19 protein-coding genes are annotated in these 19,109 nt (G+C 31.6%); 5 read left to right on the top strand and 14 right to left on the bottom strand.

Annotation, left to right across the window (positions count from 1 at the left end; translation table 11 throughout):
* Positions 1-132: 132 nt before the first annotated feature.
* The 10 genes from KO500_RS14535 to KO500_RS14490 all read right to left on the bottom strand — a co-directional run bounded on the left by KO500_RS14535 (position 133) and on the right by KO500_RS14490 (position 8,546).
* Positions 133-1,059 (bottom strand): DUF3078 domain-containing protein, encoded by a 927-nt coding sequence (locus KO500_RS14535; RefSeq protein WP_215957288.1) that lies wholly within the window; start codon positions 1,057-1,059, stop codon positions 133-135.
* Positions 1,060-1,122: 63 nt separating this feature from the next.
* Positions 1,123-1,626 carry a DUF2480 family protein gene (locus KO500_RS14530; protein ID WP_215957287.1) on the bottom strand — a complete coding sequence of 168 codons (504 nt, stop codon included), beginning with the start codon at positions 1,624-1,626 and terminating at the stop codon, positions 1,123-1,125.
* A 16-nt stretch (positions 1,627-1,642) separates the two neighbouring features.
* Positions 1,643-1,969 (bottom strand): DUF59 domain-containing protein, encoded by a 327-nt coding sequence (locus KO500_RS14525; RefSeq protein WP_215957286.1) that lies wholly within the window; start codon positions 1,967-1,969, stop codon positions 1,643-1,645.
* Between the two features lie 15 nt (positions 1,970-1,984).
* The gene (locus KO500_RS14520; RefSeq protein WP_215957285.1) at positions 1,985-2,407 is read right to left on the bottom strand and encodes a SufE family protein; all 423 of its coding nucleotides are present in this window, start codon (positions 2,405-2,407) and stop codon (positions 1,985-1,987) included.
* A 128-nt stretch (positions 2,408-2,535) separates the two neighbouring features.
* Entirely contained in the window at positions 2,536-3,753 is a 1,218-nt protein-coding gene (locus KO500_RS14515; protein WP_252732531.1) for an aminotransferase class V-fold PLP-dependent enzyme, read from the bottom strand.
* A gap of 66 nt (positions 3,754-3,819) precedes the next feature.
* Positions 3,820-4,410 carry an outer membrane protein gene (locus tag KO500_RS14510; RefSeq protein ID WP_215957284.1) on the bottom strand — a complete coding sequence of 197 codons (591 nt, stop codon included), beginning with the start codon at positions 4,408-4,410 and terminating at the stop codon, positions 3,820-3,822.
* A gap of 131 nt (positions 4,411-4,541) precedes the next feature.
* Positions 4,542-5,858, bottom strand: coding sequence for a Fe-S cluster assembly protein SufD (gene sufD / locus KO500_RS14505; protein ID WP_215957283.1), 1,317 nt, complete (start codon positions 5,856-5,858; stop codon positions 4,542-4,544).
* Positions 5,859-5,910: 52 nt separating this feature from the next.
* Positions 5,911-6,663 carry a Fe-S cluster assembly ATPase SufC gene (gene sufC / locus KO500_RS14500; protein WP_215957282.1) on the bottom strand — a complete coding sequence of 251 codons (753 nt, stop codon included), beginning with the start codon at positions 6,661-6,663 and terminating at the stop codon, positions 5,911-5,913.
* A gap of 35 nt (positions 6,664-6,698) precedes the next feature.
* Positions 6,699-8,144 (bottom strand): Fe-S cluster assembly protein SufB, encoded by a 1,446-nt coding sequence (sufB, locus tag KO500_RS14495; RefSeq protein ID WP_215957281.1) that lies wholly within the window; start codon positions 8,142-8,144, stop codon positions 6,699-6,701.
* 72 nt (positions 8,145-8,216) lie between these two features.
* Positions 8,217-8,546 (bottom strand): HesB/IscA family protein, encoded by a 330-nt coding sequence (locus KO500_RS14490; RefSeq protein WP_215957280.1) that lies wholly within the window; start codon positions 8,544-8,546, stop codon positions 8,217-8,219.
* 178 nt (positions 8,547-8,724) lie between these two features.
* Between KO500_RS14490 and KO500_RS14485 the strand changes: the two genes are divergently transcribed.
* The gene (locus tag KO500_RS14485; RefSeq protein WP_252732530.1) at positions 8,725-9,675 is read left to right on the top strand and encodes a glycosyltransferase family 90 protein; all 951 of its coding nucleotides are present in this window, start codon (positions 8,725-8,727) and stop codon (positions 9,673-9,675) included.
* Between the two features lie 60 nt (positions 9,676-9,735).
* The gene (thiL, locus tag KO500_RS14480) at positions 9,736-10,782 is read left to right on the top strand and encodes a thiamine-phosphate kinase (RefSeq protein ID WP_215957279.1); all 1,047 of its coding nucleotides are present in this window, start codon (positions 9,736-9,738) and stop codon (positions 10,780-10,782) included.
* A gap of 150 nt (positions 10,783-10,932) precedes the next feature.
* Here the strand turns inward: thiL and KO500_RS14475 are convergent, their stop codons facing one another.
* Positions 10,933-11,190 carry a hypothetical protein gene (locus KO500_RS14475; RefSeq protein ID WP_215957278.1) on the bottom strand — a complete coding sequence of 86 codons (258 nt, stop codon included), beginning with the start codon at positions 11,188-11,190 and terminating at the stop codon, positions 10,933-10,935.
* Positions 11,191-11,464: 274 nt separating this feature from the next.
* Between KO500_RS14475 and brnQ the strand changes: the two genes are divergently transcribed.
* Positions 11,465-12,736, top strand: a complete 1,272-nt coding sequence (brnQ, locus tag KO500_RS14470; RefSeq protein ID WP_215957277.1) for a branched-chain amino acid transport system II carrier protein — start codon at positions 11,465-11,467, stop codon at positions 12,734-12,736.
* Here the strand turns inward: brnQ and KO500_RS14465 are convergent.
* Both KO500_RS14465 and KO500_RS14460 read right to left on the bottom strand, forming a co-directional pair.
* Positions 12,723-13,304, bottom strand: a complete 582-nt coding sequence (locus KO500_RS14465; RefSeq protein ID WP_215957276.1) for a tRNA-(ms[2]io[6]A)-hydroxylase — start codon at positions 13,302-13,304, stop codon at positions 12,723-12,725. The genes brnQ and KO500_RS14465 overlap by 14 nt on opposite strands.
* A 54-nt stretch (positions 13,305-13,358) precedes the next feature.
* Positions 13,359-13,973 carry a MarC family protein gene (locus KO500_RS14460; protein WP_215957275.1) on the bottom strand — a complete coding sequence of 205 codons (615 nt, stop codon included), beginning with the start codon at positions 13,971-13,973 and terminating at the stop codon, positions 13,359-13,361.
* Positions 13,974-14,154: 181 nt separating this feature from the next.
* Between KO500_RS14460 and KO500_RS14455 the strand changes: the two genes are divergently transcribed.
* Positions 14,155-14,742 carry a fasciclin domain-containing protein gene (locus KO500_RS14455; RefSeq protein ID WP_215957274.1) on the top strand — a complete coding sequence of 196 codons (588 nt, stop codon included), beginning with the start codon at positions 14,155-14,157 and terminating at the stop codon, positions 14,740-14,742.
* Between the two features lie 70 nt (positions 14,743-14,812).
* Here the strand turns inward: KO500_RS14455 and KO500_RS14450 are convergent, their stop codons facing one another.
* Positions 14,813-16,105 (bottom strand): aminopeptidase P family protein, encoded by a 1,293-nt coding sequence (locus KO500_RS14450; RefSeq protein ID WP_215957273.1) that lies wholly within the window; start codon positions 16,103-16,105, stop codon positions 14,813-14,815.
* Positions 16,106-16,273: 168 nt separating this feature from the next.
* On the opposite strand from KO500_RS14450, the gene KO500_RS14445 reads away from it, so the two are divergent.
* Entirely contained in the window at positions 16,274-19,108 is a 2,835-nt protein-coding gene (locus KO500_RS14445) for a VPS10 domain-containing protein (RefSeq protein WP_215957272.1), read from the top strand.
* Position 19,109: the final 1 nt, after the last annotated feature.

The raw sequence follows: 19,109 nt of genomic DNA, 5'->3' as shown, positions 1-19,109 counted from the left end.
TTATAATCATTAAAAGATAGGTGACACAAACAATATTAAATATGAAAAACCCCAGGATAAAATTCTGGGGTTTTTATTTATTTCACCTTTAAAATCTATATTTATTTTTATAGATTTTATAATTACTATTACTTAGAAAGAATAGTTTAAACCTAGCATCCAAAAAGTCTGTAAGTCATTATCTACGGTATCAAAAGTATCACTGTTACCTAAAGTATTATTAGAGTAATCTAAAGCCTCTTGTTTATTGCTTCTTAAACCAAAGTCAAAACCAACACCAATCATTTTCCATAATGTATACCCAAAAGAGTTTGTCCAAGTTACACTTGATAAATCAGAACTTTCATAACTAAGAAAAGAAGATAAGTTAGTTTTAAAGCTAATTGCACCTAATTTTTTAGTATAATCTGCAACTATTTTAGCACCTAAAGATGACTCATAAATAGCATCTTCATCGCTAAAAACAAAATTATAGTTTAATGGGTGAATTACTACTACTAAATCTTGAATAGGAGTCCAAGTACCACCAATACCTAAATCTAAATAACCAGGATCGTTAAAGTTGTTGATAATTGTAGTTCTGTACTCACCTAAAGCAGATAAAGCAAAATGCTTAGTTAAGTTTCTACCGTATAAAGATGTTATTGTAAAAACATCAGTAGTTGCTTCAAATTCATCACTATCAGTATCATCATCTTTATCATCTAACTTTACCCAAGAAAGATTTGCATTTAAAGAGTTGTTCCAGAAAAACTTTTCTTGCTTAAGATTAGCAAAAGCATTTACTGTAAACCCAATAGTACCTGAACTGTTGTTTGGTGTTCCTTGTGCATACCAGTTATTAAAATTTGACAAGCTACCACCAATAGTACCAAAAGCTCCTTTTTTCCAGCCCGGCATGTTGTCAATTTCTTTCTGAATTGCATCTACACGACCTTGAATTGCTGCGATAGAATCATTCTTGGCCTTTTTTTCAGCTTTTAATTCAGCCTCTGTTGTTTGCCCGTAACTAGATGCTAATGCAAATGTAGCTACTAACGTCAATACTAATTTTTTCATAATTTAATGTTTAGTGTTTAAAAAAATCAACGCCAAAGGTATGAATATATCTACAACTTAATCTTAAATTTTTCTAAATAGTGGAACAGAAGAACACGCTTCACCATACATAACATTTTTAGCAACAGTCTGAATTTTTGTAGTAGCCATAACATATGCATTTGTTGGAACTGGCTTTGAGCTACAGCCTTTTATGATTACTGGTTTACCTTCAAAACTTGAAACATCAAGGTTTTCAATTATAGTTTGATACAATATTGTCTCTAAATTTTCAAGAGTTCCTGTTATCACTTTTTTAACATATGGCTGAAGTTTCGTTGCAATTAACATGTATGCCCAACCAGGAATTATAGCATCGGTACTACAACCCAAAGCCACATATGAATCTTGATATTTGGTCCAATCATGTTGTTCTAGAACCTCACGAAAATCTTTCTCACGAAGTATAAAACCTTCATACAGCCAATCTTTAATATCTATAACTATACGCTTCCCTTTTGGATAATAATCTTCCAAATTGAAAGTAATTAGCTTACTCTGAGAAACTCTATTTACTATTTCATCCATATACTGGTAAGCTTATTTAAAGCATTCCTAGTTCTAATTTAGCTTCTTCACTCATTAAATCTTGAGTCCAAGGTGGATCAAAAGTAATTTCAACTTCAGCATCTTTAATTGCATCTAGTGATTTCACCTTTTCTTCAACCTCTGCTGGTAATGATTCTGCTACAGGGCAATTTGGTGACGTTAATGTCATTAATATTTTAACTTCAAAATCTTCATTTACAAAAACATCATAAATAAGACCTAGTTCATATATATCAACTGGTATTTCAGGATCATAAATAGTTTTTAATACTACTACAATTTTTTCACCTAACTCTTGAGTATCTATTGCTGTATCGCTCATCTTTTTATCTTTTAACTATCCTAATTGGGTTTGGTATGCAATCGCATATAATTTTATTTGTTTGATCATACTCACCAAACCATTTGCCCTTGTCGGTGACAAATGCTCTTTTAAACCAATCTCATCAATAAAATCGGTATTTGCATCTATAATGTCTTGTGGTTTCTGATTGCTAAATGCACGTATTAATATTGCTATTATACCTTTTGTGATTATTGCATCACTATCAGCTGTAAATACTAATTTATCTGTTTCTAAATCAGCATGAACCCACACTTTACTTTGACAGCCTTTTATAATATTATCGTCTGTTTTATATTGCTCTTCAATGATAGGGAGTGATTTTCCTAACTCAATCATATATTCATAACGTTGCATCCAATCTTCAAACATTGAAAACTCATCTACTATATCTGCCTGTATCTCTTTAATTGTCATAAACTATTATTAATCTTCAGAAAAAGAAGAATTTAATGATTACAAAAATACAATATGTTAGAGTAGATTTCAACCATTTTAAGAATGTAATAACTAAGTCGAAAAAGTACTAAATAATTACGTACATATTACTCTAACATTCCTTTTGCACGCATCAATGCAGCAACCATAACATCAATTTCTTCTTTAGTATTGTAAAAACTAAAGCTAGCTCTTACCGTACCTGGTATTTTAAAAAAATCCATAATAGGTTGTGCACAATGGTGACCTGTACGTACCGCAACACCTAATTTATCTAGAATAGAACCAATATCATAAGGGTGAATTACACCTATATTAAATGAAATTACTGCTGTTTTCTCTTTAGCAGTACCATAAATTTTTAAACCCTCAATAGCTAAAAGCTGTTCCGTAGCATAGTCTAAAAGTTCATGCTCATAACTTGCAATAGCATCAAAACCAATAGCATTCATATAATCGATTCCCGCTGCCATAGCTATACCCCCACAAATATTTGGAGTACCTGCTTCAAATTTATGAGGTAGAGCTGCATAAGTAGTTTTTTCAAAACTAACCTCAGCAATCATTTCACCACCTCCTTGATACGGTGGTAATTTATTTAACCACTCTTCTTTACCGTACAGAATACCCTCCCCAGTTGGACCACAAATTTTATGTGCGGAAACAACATAAAAGTCCATATCTAATGCTTGTACATCTGCTTTTATATGCGGTGCTGCTTGTGCTCCGTCAATTAAAACTGCCGCGCCAACTTTATGTGCAGCATCAATAATCTCTTTAATAGGGTTTACTGTACCTAACGCGTTAGATACATGGTTGCAGAAAACAAGTTTTGTTTTATCGGACAACAAATTAGTATGGTAAACATCCATTAAAAGCTCTCCTTCTAAATTCATAGGGATTACTTTTAAAATGGCACCTGTACGCTCACATAACATTTGCCAAGGAACAATATTAGAATGATGCTCCATTGCTGAAACTATAATTTCATCGCCTTTTTTTAATAGTGATGAAAAACCATTAGCCACTAAATTTATACCATGTGTTGTACCTGATGTAAATATTATTTCGTGTGCTTTGGCCGCATTAAAATGCTTTTGAATAGTTTGCCTAGCTTGTTCGTATTTATCCGTAGCTTCTTGGGAAAGTGCATGAACGCCACGGTGAATATTTGCATTGTAATTACTGTAATAATCTACAATAACATCAATAACCTGCTGTGGAGTTTGAGATGTTGCTGCATTATCAAAATAAACCAATGGCTTACCGTTTACTTCACGGTTTAATATTGGAAAATCTTTACGAATATTTGTAACATTTATCATAATACTTCTGCTAAGTTGCAAAGATACTTACTACATAGCAGAAGTAATAATTCTAACAAGTCTTAATTAAAATCTAAAACCTACACCTAATTTTAAAAATCCTAGGTTTTGATCATTTTCATATTCTACATCGTTTACTTCATAATCATAATTAGATCTTACGTAATCATATTGAACTTGAACGAAAATCCTATTTATAATATCATAAGATAGTCCTAAATTTATATTTAGACCTCCAAATGATTCTGTATTATCAAAAGATTCACCAAAAGAAGATCCATCAAATTTAGATTCAATAAATGTATACCCCAAACCTACACTAGGGTGCAGTTTACTCAAAGTTGGTATTGTAATATCAGTAAACACTCTAGGTTGAATTAACCAATCAGTCTCATCAAAATCTATCGAGTTATCAAAATCACCACTACCTACATTACCATTTAGTACACCTGCATTTATACTAGCTCCTAATTTTACGATATTTAAATCTACAAAACGGTATTTTAAGCCTAAATCAATAATACCAGGCACGTCATTTCCTAAGTCTTCTCCAACAGAAATAGGGTAATTTGCTTCAATGCTCCATTTTTGGTCTTGTGCACATAACGATGTGGCAATTAAAAACATTGAAATTGTTAAAAAATAAAGATTTTTCATACGAGTTATGAGTTAAAAGTTTACAATTATACTGCTAATATATCAGTTAATTTTAACGCATAAAAAAACGACACTCATAAAGTGTCGTTAATTATTTTTAATATTTTAACAGTTTCCGTTAAACTGTATTTTTATATATCAAACCCTAAATTAACACCTAATTTATTAGCTATTAATTTATTAATTCTAATTTTAAGTTCTGGTATACGTACACTTGCCAATACATTATTAGCAAAAGCATACATTAATAATGCTCTAGCTTCTTTTTGAGGAATACCTCTTGATTGTAAATAGAACATTGCATCTTCATCTAACTGACCAATAGTACAACCGTGGGAACATTTTACATCATCAGCAAAAATTTCTAACTGAGGTTTTGTATTGATAGTCGCTTTATCACTTATTAGTATATTGTTATTTTGCTGGAATGCGTTTGTTTTTTGAGCAATTTTATCTACAATAATTTTACCATTAAAAACACCTGTTGAATTCTCTGCAAAAATACCTTTATAATCTTGATGACTTTCACAATTAGGTTCAATATGATGTACTAACGTGTGGTGATCAACATGTTGTTTAGCCCCTAAGATAGTAACACCTTTCATTACAGAATCCATATACTCACCGTTCTGGAAAAAATTTAAGTTATTACGAGTTAACTTACCACCAAAACTAAAAGTATGTACATTTACAACACTCTTATTCTTTTGATTTACGTACGTATTATCAATTAATGATGCATTTTCAGCATCATTCTGAATTTTGTAATAATCAACAATTGCACTATCTGCCGCAAAAATTTCAGTCACACAGTTTGTTAAAACTTCATTTGAAGTCAAACTCTGGTGACGTTCTAAAATTTGAACCTCAGCATTTTCTTCAACTACAACTAAATTACGTGGCTGTAACATTAAAGAAGCTTCATTACCTGTAGCAAAATGAATAATTTCAATTGGCTTTTTAGGCATTTTATTTTTAGGAATATAAATGTAAGCTCCTTCTTTACTGAATGCAGTATTTAATGTTGTTAACGAATCATCTTTTGACGCTATTTTATTAAAATACACCTCAATAATTTGCTTGTACATTGGCTTTGATAAAGCCGAACTCATTAAACAAATATCAACACCATCATGTGTCGTCTCTGATAAGTAAGAGCTAAAAATACCGTCTATAAAAACAATTTTATAGGTATCTATTTCGTTGATGAAATATTCTTTAACGTCTTTATATTCTAATGTGTTTTTCTCTTTTGGAAAAATACTAAAGTCTATTTTTTCAAGACTTTTTAATGAAGTATACTTCCAAGCTTCTTCCTTTTTACTAGGGAAACCTTTATTTTCAAAGTTTTTCAAAGCATCTACACGCACTTCGTGAACAGGATGTTCAACATCCACATTGTTCTCAAATGCCATGAAAGAAGAAACTAATTTATCTTTTAAACTCATTTTTTTTAGTATTAATTATGAAGTTTTTAGCTTGAAGTACATTGTACTTTTTTTAAACTGTAGCTTCATTTTTAAGCCAATCGTATCCTTTTTCTTCTAATTCTAGAGCTAATTCTTTTCCTCCAGATTTAACAATTTTTCCATTATGTAAAACGTGAACAAAATCAGGAACAATATATTCTAACAAACGTTGGTAATGCGTAATTACAATAACTGCATTATCCTTGCTTCTAAGTTTATTAACTCCGTTTGATACAATACGTAACGCATCAATATCTAAACCAGAATCTGTTTCATCTAAGATGGCAACTTTTGGCTCTAACATTGCCATTTGAAAAATCTCATTACGTTTTTTCTCACCACCTGAAAAACCCTCATTTAATGAACGTGATAAAAACTTACGGTCAATTTCAAGCATTTCAGATTTTTCACGAATCAATTTCAGCATTTCATTTGCTGGCATATCTTCTAATCCTTTTGCTTTTCTACCCTCGTTAATAGCCGTTTTCATAAAGTTTGTTACAGAAACTCCAGGAATTTCAACCGGATATTGAAAAGAAAGGAAAATACCTTTGTGTGCTCTTTCTTCAGGAGAAACATCTTCTAGATCTTCACCTTCTAAAATAACCTGACCTTCAGTTACCTCAAATTCTTCTTTACCAGCAATTACCGAAGATAATGTACTTTTACCAGAACCATTTGGGCCCATAATAGCATGTACTTCTCCAGGTTTAACTTCTAAATTAATTCCCTTTAAAATCTCTTTATCTTCTACACTTGCATGTAGATTTTTTATTTGTAACATCTTTGTGTAATTTAAGTCTTTTTACTAAATTTTATTTATCCTACTGAACCTTCTAAACTAATTTCTAATAGTTTTTGAGCCTCTACTGCAAATTCCATTGGCAATTTATTCAATACCTCTTTACTGAAACCATTTACAATTAATGCAATTGCTTTTTCAGTATCAATACCACGTTGGTTACAATAGAAAATTTGATCTTCACCAATTTTACTTGTTGTAGCCTCATGCTCAATCATTGCAGATTTATTTTTTGCTTCAATATATGGGAATGTGTGTGCACCACATTCATTACCCATTAACAATGAATCACATTGCGAGAAGTTACGTGCATTTGCAGCACGACTACTAACTTGCACCAATCCTCTATATGAGTTTTGTGATTTACCAGCAGAAATACCTTTTGATATAATGGTTGACTTAGTGTTTTTACCTAAATGAATCATTTTTGTACCTGTATCTGCTTGTTGGTAATTATTAGTTACTGCTATTGAGTAAAATTCACCAATTGAATTATCACCTTTTAAAATACAAGAAGGGTATTTCCAAGTTACAGCAGAACCCGTTTCAACTTGCGTCCAAGAAACTTTTGCGTTTTTCTCACATAAAGCTCTTTTAGTTACAAAATTGTAAACACCACCTTTACCCTCTTTATTACCTGGGAACCAGTTTTGTACTGTCGAATATTTAATTTCAGCATCATCAAGTGAAATTAATTCTACCACTGCAGCGTGCAATTGATTTTCATCACGTGACGGCGCAGTACAACCTTCAAGGTAACTAACATAACTAGCTTCATCAGCAATTACCAATGTACGTTCAAACTGACCTGTACCTGCTTGATTAATTCTGAAATAAGTAGAAAGTTCCATTGGACAACGTACGCCTTTTGGAATGTAACAGAAACTACCATCAGAAAATACCGCAGAATTTAATGCCGCATAAAAGTTATCTGTTTTAGGAACTACAGAACCTAAATACTTTTTAACCAACTCAGGGTGCTCTTTTATAGCTTCAGAAATAGAACAAAATATAATTCCTTTTTCTGCCAATGTCTTTTTAAATGTTGTAGCCACAGAAACAGAATCCATAACAATATCTACTGCTACGTTTTGTAATTTCTTTTGCTCATCAACAGATATACCTAATTTTTTGTACATCTCTAACAACTCCGGATCTACATCATCTAACGTTTTATTAGGATCTGCTTTTTTAGGTGCTGAATAGTAACTTATTGCTTGAAAATCTGGTTTCTCATAATGAACATTTGCCCATTCTGGTTCTTCCATTTCTTTCCATATTTTAAAAGCTTCTAAACGCCATAAGGTCATCCATTCTGGCTCCTCTTTCTTTTTAGAAATAGCTATAACTATCTCTTCACTTAAACCTACTGGAAAAGTCTCTGACTCAATATCTGTATAAAAACCGTACTCATACTCTTTGGTTTCTAACTCTTTTTTCAGCTCTTCTTCTGTATATGCCATCTTTTTCAATTTACCAATATACCTTTGATTGGTATTCTCAAAGGTGTATTGTTTAATTTTAAATTCTTAATCTTATAGAGAAAAACTTTCTCCACAACCACAGGTTCTTTGTGCATTCGGATTGTTAAACACAAAACCTTTTCCGTTAAGACCGCCTGAATATTCTAAGACTGTCCCAACCAAATAAAGAAAACTCTTTTTCTCAACTATAATGCGCACATCATTAGCTTCAAAAACTTTATCTGTTTCCCCTATTTTGTCATCAAATTTTAATTCATAAGACAAGCCACTACAACCGCCACTTTTAACGCCTACACGAACATAATCTTTTGACGAATCAAACCCCTCCTCAGTCATTAGAGAGATGACTCTTTTTTTTGCCGTTTCCGATACTTGAATCATACTATATTGGATTTGTTCTAAATAATTTACAAATATACATTATAAGTCGCTTTTTTCCATAGGAACTAACATTTATATGATGCATACTAGTATAAGTTTTATTTATACTTGTAGTCGCTATAAGATACAACAATTTTTAAATTTAATTTTTACTTTAACTTTTCTACATTTGTTCACCATGAAACTAGATGACATTAACATTATTTATTACATTAAAAGGTTTAGTAGAAATGCTTTACCTGATTTTTATTTTAAAAATTTTTATAATAAAATAAGAACTTACGAGAAAATATGCGATGCTAATGAAGTAAAAGAAAGGCTTGCTTATTATGTGAAATTTAATGATAATTTTGAAGTACCTGAACAGGCTGTTGCTGTTAAAGATTTTAAAAATACTAAGGGCACTTTTTATTACCTAGATTTGAAAGAATTTCTACATTATTTTAATTCAAATGTTAAGTTTGCCTACCATTTTGGTGATGAAACTCATATAAACCCATATCCAACTTTATTTAAAGCTAGACCTATTCATGGTGCTATTGCAAATTCAGTTTTATTCAAATTAAATAAAAGGAGACATTTTAAATGGGTAAAAGATTCACTTAAATTTTCAGAAAAGGAAGATATGCTTGTTTGGAGAGGTCAGGCGAGAAAACCTCTTAGAGTGAATTTTGTAAAAAATTTTTACAATCATCCGCTTTGTAATATTGGTCAAATAAAAAAAGAGCACGATAACGAACCTTGGATAAAAGAATTTATGACTATAAATGAGCAACTAGCTTATAAATTTATTTATTGTCCTGAAGGGTACGATGTTGCCACAAATTTAAAATGGGCTATGTCATCAAACTCTTTATGTATAATGCCGAAACCTAAGTATGAAACTTGGTTTATGGAAGGCACCTTAAAGGCTGGTGTTCATTATGTTGAAGTAAAAGACGATTGTTCTGATCTTGAAGAAAAAATTAATTATTATTCAAAAAACATTAAAGAATCTGAAGAAATAATTAATAATGCCCACCAACACATTAAGAGGTTTCAAGATAAAAAATTAGAAGATTTGCTTTGCTTAAAAGTTTTAGAGAAATATGCTGCATTATCAAATCAAAAAAATGCTTTAAAGTTTTAAATACACCTTCAAAAATTAATAAATCATCTTGCATAAAATTATACTTCTTATTTTTGCACTATGATAGAAGATAAAAATCAAAAAAGAACGTCTTTAGAACAACTGGGTGAATTCGGTTTAATCGAGCACCTTACTAAAGATTTTGCCATTTCACATGAATCCACAATTAAAGGTATAGGAGATGACGCTGCTATTTTAGATTACAAAAATAGAAAAACTGTTCTCTCTACAGATTTACTTGTTGAAGGGGTACATTTTGATTTAGCCTATATGCCTTTAAAGCACTTAGGTTACAAAGCCGCTATGGTTAATTTATCTGATATTTATTCCATGAATGCCATTGCAACTCAACTTACAGTGTCTGTTGCAGTTTCAAATAGATTTCCACTAGAAGCATTAGAAGATTTATATGCTGGCATTGAATTGGCAACAAAAGGATACAATGTAGACTTAATTGGTGGCGATACAACCTCATCAAAAACTGGATTACTTATTAGTATTACAGCTATAGGTTCAATTGAAGAAAAAGATATTACCTACCGAAGTGGTGCAAAACCCAATGATTTACTAGTGGTTTCTGGTGATTTAGGTGGTGCTTACATGGGATTACAAGTTTTAGAACGCGAAAATGAAGTTTTTAAAGTAAACCCAAACAGTCAACCAGATTTAGAACCTTATTCTTACATAGTTGAACGACAACTAAAGCCAGAAGCACGTAAAGACATTGTTGAAATACTTGAAAAGTTGGAAGTTAAACCAACGTCAATGATTGATATTAGCGATGGCTTATCTTCTGAGATTTTACATTTATGCAAAGAGAGTAATGTTGGCTGTGATTTATATGAAGATAAAATTCCATTAGACCCAACTGTTATTGCCGCTTGTGAAGAATTTAAAATGGACAGTACTTTAGTTGCCCTAAGTGGTGGTGAAGATTACGAACTACTTTTTACGGTTGATCAAAAAGATTTTGAAAAAATTAAAGGAAATCCTCATTTAACAGTAATAGGTTTTATGACTGATAAAGACCAAGGCGCACATTTGGTTACTCGTGGAGAAACTAAAATTCCGTTAAAAGCACAAGGCTGGAATTCATTTGAGGAATAAAAAAAAGAATTCCCAAAAAATAAACGACAAATTCAAGTTACCGCGCATAGGGCAAATGCAAAGTAACATATTTATAAGTCATTAGGATTTCAGGAATATCTTTAGAATTTTTAAACCACACAGGGTAAAAATTCAAATATAAGAAATAGGCTATGCAACTTGCTGGTGAGAAGTTCGTATATGCCTTTTGCTATGAATGTTTTCAAGCTCTCTGTTAATTTCTTTCATTTCTGCAGTCAATACAGAAATATTACCATCAGCATCAGTTGAAACTTGCTTATCGCAATGTATGCATTTATATTCTTTAATGTGAGAAGTAACGTTTCTTGAGACTGTATAATGATGACCAAAAATTGAACAGCACACAAAATTAAATGTAGAGCTACAGCTAGAGAGTACTTTTTTCATAGGTTATATATTTTATTTGCAGTAAGTTTTGGGAACTTAACACTAGTAATCTTACATTATTTAAATTTCACTTATTTACATATGAAAAATAAAATATGTAAATGATTTAATACTAGAACGATACTTTACTTCATTTTATTGAATGCTTCCTAACTTTTTTTGGCAATAATTGTCAAAAGGTGTGGTTTTTTCGGTAAAACGCTAAAAATCATTACCAAAAGAAAGATACCAGAATAGAATTTCAATTACCTTTCCCCTTTATTTTTAAAATTTCATGCAAAACATCAAAAAAACACTTGTAACTTCTTTTGCTCTTTTCTCATTATTTTTCGGAGCAGGAAATTTAATATTCCCACCTTTATTAGGTTTCCAATCTGGGAACATGTGGTGGTTAGTTGCCATAGGTTTTTCAATTTCTGCCGTAATTGTTCCAATACTCGGAATTTTTGCACACGCTAAATTACAAGGAACAATTTTTGATTTTGGAAAAAAAGTAGGCACCAAGTTTAGTATTATTTACTCCCTACTAATTTACCTTATTGCTGCAAGTTTACCATCACCTCGGACAGCTTCAGTTACGCACGAAATTGCAATAAAGCCATTTTTTGACACACCTTATTTATATACTAGCATAGCATATTTTACTTTAGTCTTTTTATTCGCTATAAATCGGTCTAAAATTTTAAATATACTTGGTAAGATACTTACACCTACTATAATTATAATCTTGTTAGCAATTATTGGAGTTACTTTATTCACATTTGACTTAAATTTTGGAACCACTACTTTTAGGAATCCTTTTTCAAAAGGCATTTTAGAAGGGTATCAAACTTTTGATGCTATAGCAGCAGTGGTAGTAGGAGGCGTAATAATTGTATCTATAAACATCAATAACAAAAAAGATTCTTATGAAGAAAAAAGGGTTTTAATAAGAAGAGCAGGTTGGCTCTCTGGGTTTGCTTTATTTCTTATTTATGCTGGTTTAATTATTACAGGCGCATTAATGCATAATGAATTTAGTGAAACAATTTCAAGAACTGAATTGCTAAATGGTATTAGCAAAAATACTTTAGGTGATACTGCAAATTTTCTTTTAAGTATTCTTGTAAGCCTTGCATGTTTTACAACCGCTGTAGGAGTTGTAACCGGAACTGCTGATTTTATAAAACACCTCAGTAAAGGATCAAAAAAAGCTTTTTATGCTACGGCTTTTATAGGCTGTTTATTAGGTGTGGTAATGGGACAATTTAACGTGAATAGTATTATACAATTTGCAGTTCCAGCTTTAATGTTTATTTATCCGCTTACAATAATATTGATACTATTAAATGTAGTACCTGAAAAATATGGCTCTTCACAGGTATTTAAGATAGTAGTAATTACCACATTGCTATTTAGTATTCCTGATTTTATAGACAGTATAGGGTTTTCATCAACAGCTATAAAAAATTACATTCCGTTAAGCAATTATAATATAGGATGGATTTTACCGGCTTTACTAAGTTTTGTTATCGCTAATCTAATTAAAAAAACTACCCGTGAATAGTTTCAGACTTTCCGTAGTTTTTAATAATTTCTCCTTCAGCAACTAATAACTCTTTCCAAAGTTTATCTACATCAATACCTTCTCCATATTTACGTGCAAAACCTAAAAAAGTAGTATAATGACCTGCCTCACTAATCATTAAGTCTCTATAAAATTTTGAAAGCTCTTTATCTTTTATATTTTCTGACAATACTTTAAAACGCTCACAACTACGTGCCTCAATCATTGCCGAAAACAACAATCTATTTACCAGCGCTTGCTGACGACTTCCCCCCTTCATTTGAACTTTAAAAAGTTCATTTACATAACTATCTTTCCGTTCCCTACCTAGTGTAAAACCTCTTTTTTTAATAATATCATGAACCATTTGAAAATGCTCTAGTTCTTCTTGAGCCAATTTCAATAGTTCCGTCACCAATTCTTCATGTTCAGAATTCAAAGAAATTATTGTTATCGCATTTGTTGCTGCCTTTTGCTCACACCAAGCATGATCCGTAAGTATTTCTTCAATATTAGTCTCTACTAATTTTGCCCAACGTGGGTCTGTTTCTAATTTTAATCCGAGCATAAGAAAATATAATTGATAAATAACAAAGATATGGTTTTGACTACGAACAAAGCGTTAATGCAAAACTGTAAAAAAATCACGAAGTCCACCTAAAATACTTTGCACAGCATATGATGCCAATATTAAACCCATAATTTTACTAATTACAGTAATTCCATATTCTCCCACTTTTTTCTGAACAATATTAGCTACTAATAACAATACACAGGTAAGACCAATAACCAAAACAACCAAAACGGTAGTTACTGCTTGTTGCTGAATGGTGTATAAGTTATTATTCGTCATTAATACCACAGCCATAATTGCCCCTGGAGATGCAATTGAAGGTATTGCTATTGGAAAAATTGCTACATGTTTATAATCTGAAATTTGACTTTTTTCACTTTCTGGTTTACCATCACCAAATATCATTGTTAAAGCAAATAGAAATAAAATTACACCTCCTGATATTTGAAAAGCATTTAATGAAACCGCCATACCCTCCAGAATTAACTGCCCTATAATAATAAAGAATAACAAAACACCAAAAGCTACAATTGAAGCGCGTATGGCAATTTTTCTTTTATGGTGTTTATCAAAATTTTTAGTCGCTTCAAGATAAACAGGAACCGATCCTAACGGATCAATTACTGCTATCAAAAAAAATATAGTGGTTATTATTTCTGTCATTCTAATTTAGGTATATAAAAAACTCAAAGCTACAAAACCAAAAGTTTATAATATTTAACTAATAGTTTTTCTGCAAGTTAAATCAATTTGTTTGTACCTAATCTAAAATTATATCATTAAAAACCAAACCCATCATATATTTCTTCCGTAGGTAAAGCGTAATCAAATAAAAACATAAAATATGAAATCTAGTACAATTTTAAAATCGATTAGTTTAGTAATGCTATTTATAGCTACTTCAACATTTGCTCAAGAAAAAGCAATGATAAAAAAAGGTAAAATGGAAACCAAAACGGTTGGCGGAGCAGAAATGTATCCTAACAAAGATATAATCTCCAATGCCGTAAACTCCAAAGATCACACAACACTTGTTGCTGCTGTTAAGGCTGCTGATTTAGTAAAAACTTTACAAGGCGAAGGACCTTTTACAGTATTTGCTCCTACCAATGATGCTTTTTCAAAACTACCAAAAGGCACCGTTGAAACTTTATTAAAACCTGAAAACAAGAAAAAACTACAAGCCGTTTTAACATACCATGTGCTTGCAGGAAACCATGATGCTAAAAGTATTATTAAAGCTATTAAAAAAGGAAAAGGAGTGGCTATTTTTAAAACCGTAAATGGCGATATGTTAACTGCCATGATGAATGGTAAATCATTAAAATTGAAAGATGCTAACGAAAATGTTTCAACTGTTATTATTGCAGATGTTCACCAATCAAATGGAATTATACACGTAGTTGATACTGTAGTTTTACCTAGAATGTAAAAACAAAATTACTTTTAACCAAAAACGACCCAAAATTGGGTCGTTTTTTATTTATAAAACTATAGCTTATTTAGCTATTCATTAAAGTTTCAATTTCATCTACCTCAATAGGAATATTAGCCATTAGATTAAAAGGCGCTCCTTTTTCTTGAATTACAACATCATCTTCAAGGCGAATACCAAATTTTTCTTCTGGAATATAAATACCTGGTTCTACTGTGAAAACCATATTTGCTTTCATAGGTGTTTTTAATGCCCCATAATCATGTGTATTTAAACCAATGTGGTGACTAGTACCATGCATGAAATATTTTTTATAGGCCGGCCAATCAGCATTTTCATTTTGAACATCCGCCATATCTAATAAGCCTAAGCCTAATAATTCTGAAGTCATTATTTTACCACATTCTTTATGATATTCAGCCCAAATAGTTCCAGGAACTAACATTTTTGTAGCTTCATTTTTCACACGAAGTACAGCTTCGTAAACCTCTTTTTGCCTGTCATTAAATTTACCACTTACAGGAATTGTACGTGTTAAATCACTTGAATAGTTCGCATATTCAGCAGCAACATCCATTAGTATTAAATCGCCTGCTTTACATTCTTGATTATTCTCAATATAGTGCAACACATTAGCATTGTTGCCTGATGCTATTATTGGCGTATAAGCAAACCCTTTTGATTTGTTTCTAATAAATTCATGCAGTAGCTCTGCTTCTATCTCATATTCAAAAACACCTGGCTTTACAAAACCTAACAATCTTCTAAAACCTTTCTCCGTAATATTACAAGCAATTTGCATCAAATCAATTTCTTCTCGCTCTTTTACACCTCGTATTTCTTGTAAAATAGGGTTGCTTTTTGCGTATTGGTGTGCCGGAAATTGCATTTTACACTTCTGAATAAAACGATCTTCCCTTGTTTGCGTTTCTACTGCCTGACGGTAATGCTCATTTGTATTAAAGTAAATGATATCTGCTTCTGTCATTAAATCAAAAAACACGCGATCAAAGTCCGTTAACCAATATATAGTTTCAATACCAGAAACTTCAGTTGCTCTTTCTTTAGTTAATTTCTCTCCTTCCCAAACAGCAATATGTTCATTGGTCTCACGAACAAATAATATTTCTCTGTGTTTTTCATCATTTGCCTCAGGAAACAAAAGAAGTATTGTCTCCTCTTGATCTGCACCCGATAAATAAAAAATATCTCTGTGTTGTTCAAAAGGTAATGTACTGTCTGCACCTATAGGGTAAATATCATTTGAATTGAAAACAGCAATACTTTTCGACCTCATTTGAGCCATGAACTTTTTTCTATTCTTAATGAATAAATTACTGCTTATACTATCGTACTTCATATGATTCTATTTTATTAAAATTTAGACCTCTACTCCTCTCACAAATTTTATTTTGTAATAGCTCATCAAAAGTATGAATTATAAAAGAGACCAAAGAAAAAGTAGACCGTTTGGTTTCCTTTTTTTGGTATAGTTTTCTTAACTTTCCAAAGACTAATTATAACTAAGATGCAAAAACAACTACTTTCCTTTTTTTTACTTTCAATTTCACTAACAAATGCACAAATTACACCTACTTCATCTGAAAAAGTTGAAATCGCTTTAAAAGAGAAAGACAAATTGAACAATATTTCTATTTTAAAAAATATTCCATTTGAAAATATAGGACCATCTGTAATGAGTGGTCGCGTTGTTGATATTGCGGTTAACTCTGATGATCCAACAGAATTTTACGTCGCCTATGCTTCAGGCGGACTTTGGTATACTAAAAATAACGGAACAACATTTACACCCGTTTTAGATAATGCTGAAACACAAAATATTGGAGATATTGCTGTTGATTGGAAAAATGGCACCATTTGGGTTGGAACTGGTGAAAATAATGCTTCACGATCTTCTTATGCAGGTATAGGCATTTTAAAATCGACAAATGCAGGTGTATCTTGGCAAAATATGGGACTTAAGGATTCTCATCATATTGGTAGAATTATAATTAACCCTAAAAATCCTGATGAAGTAGTTGTTGGTGCTACAGGTCATTTATACTCTCCAAACGAAGAACGAGGTATTTTTAAAACTATTGATGGTGGTAAAACTTGGAAAAAAACACTTTATATAAATGCAGTAACAGGTATAATTGATGTAGCGATTGCACCACATAATTTTAATACGATTTACGCTACTGCTTGGGAAAAAGATAGAAAAGCTTGGAATTTTTCTGGCAATGGAACAAATTCTGGAATTTATAAGAGTACTGATGCTGGTGAAACTTGGACTAAAATTTCTAGCCCAGAAAGTGGTTTCCCTACAGGTGAAGGAGTTGGGAGAATTGGACTTGCTGTTTTTGATGAAAACACTGTTTATGTTGTACATGACAATCAAAACAGAAGACCTGTTGATTCTTCTAAAAATTTAAAAAGCAAAGAACTTAATACGATGACACCTGAGCAAGTATTAAGCTTACCTGGCAAAACTTTAAATTCATTTATTAAAAACAATAATTTTCAAGAAAAACACAGGGCAGAAAACATTAAACAACTAATTAGAAGTGGGTTCGTTAAGCCTAATGAAATAGAAGATTATTTAAAAAGTGTAAATCCGATAGTATTTGAAACTCCTGTTATTGGGGCTGAAGTTTATCGTAGTAATAACGCAGGAAAAACCTGGACAAAGCAAAACTTAGACTTTATTGATGACTTATACTATAGCTATGGTTATTATTTTGGACAAATAAGTATCGACCCTAGTAATGCTGATAAAGTATACCTATCAGGCGTACCAGTTATAAAATCTGAAGATGCTGGAAAAACGTACAGTTCAATAAGTGCTAGAAATGTACATTCAGACCATCATTATGTTTGGGTGAATCCACAAATGCCAGGTCATTTAATTAACGGAAATGATGGCGGTGTCAACATTTCATACGACGATGGCAAAAGTTGGATAAAAAACAACCCAAATGCAGTCGGTCAATTTTATGCCGTTAATATTGATCATGAAACACCTTATAACATATACGGTGGCTTGCAAGATAATGGTGTTTGGAAAGGACCAAGCAATGTAACCGAGAATGAAGCTTGGCATCAGTCTGGAGATTACCCTTGGAAATCTATTATGGGTGGTGATGGCATGCAAGTACAAATAGACAATCGCAACTCAAATATTGTATATACAGGGTATCAATTCGGAAATTATTATAGGTTAGATTTAGAAAATGATACAAGAGAATATATTCAACCCAAACCAGAATCGGAAGATGAAGCCTATCGTTTTAATTGGCAAACACCTATTTTGTTATCACCACACAACCAAGACATATTATATTTAGGAAGTAATAAATTACACCGTTCGTTAAATAAAGGGGACAACTGGGAAACTATTTCAACAGACCTAACTCAAGGTGGAAAACCAGGAAATGTTGCTTACGGCACCCTAACTACTATATCAGAATCTCCTTTTAAATTTGGATTAATATATACTGGTAGTGATGACGGACTTATTCAAAGAACCGACGATAGCGGAAATAGTTGGGTAAATATAGCAACTTCACTTCCAAAAGATTTGTGGGTAAGTAGAGTCATTGCTTCAAAGCATAAAAAAAGTCGTGTTTATGCAACACTAAACGGTTATAGAAACGATGATTTTAGCCCCTATATTTATAGCAGTGAAGATTATGGTAAAACTTGGCAAAGTATTACAAATAATGTTCCTGCCTCACCAGTAAATGTAATTATTGAAGACCCAGTAAATGAAAATTTGTTACTTATTGGTACTGACAACGGATTATACCTTTCATTTAACAAAGGAGCGCTATGGGAAAATTTTCAAAGTGGAATACCTAATGTTGCAGTGCATGATTTAGTAATTCAACCAGATGTAAAACATTTAATTGTCGGCACACATGGTAGAAGTATTTACAGAACAGATATTTCTAAATTAGAATTAATGACACCTGAAATTTCATCAAAAAATCTACATATATTCGCTATTGATACTATTAAACACTCTGGCAAATGGGGAGAAACAAGAAATAGTTGGAGAAAACCAAATACACCAGGTGTAGATATTACATTTTATACTAATAAACCAAATGTATATGATATTTCAATATTAAGCTCAAGTGGTGTAACAGTTAGTGAAACTACACTTGAAGCATCAAAAGGATTTAATATTTTATCTTATGATGTTTCTTTTTCAAAGGCTGGTAAAGCTAATTATTTAAAAAAGGTAAAGACAGAATTAAAGACTGCTTCTGATGGTAAAACTTACTTACCTAAAGGAAGTTACACTGTAAAAGTGAAAAATAAGTATACAACAGAAACTATAAATTTTATAATAGAATAAA

The organism is Cellulophaga baltica (genome assembly GCF_018861125.1).
GTDB classification, from domain to species: domain Bacteria; phylum Bacteroidota; class Bacteroidia; order Flavobacteriales; family Flavobacteriaceae; genus Cellulophaga; species Cellulophaga baltica_A.
Note: the sequence above shows the minus strand (reverse complement) of the source record. Positions and strands in the feature narration are given on the sequence as shown.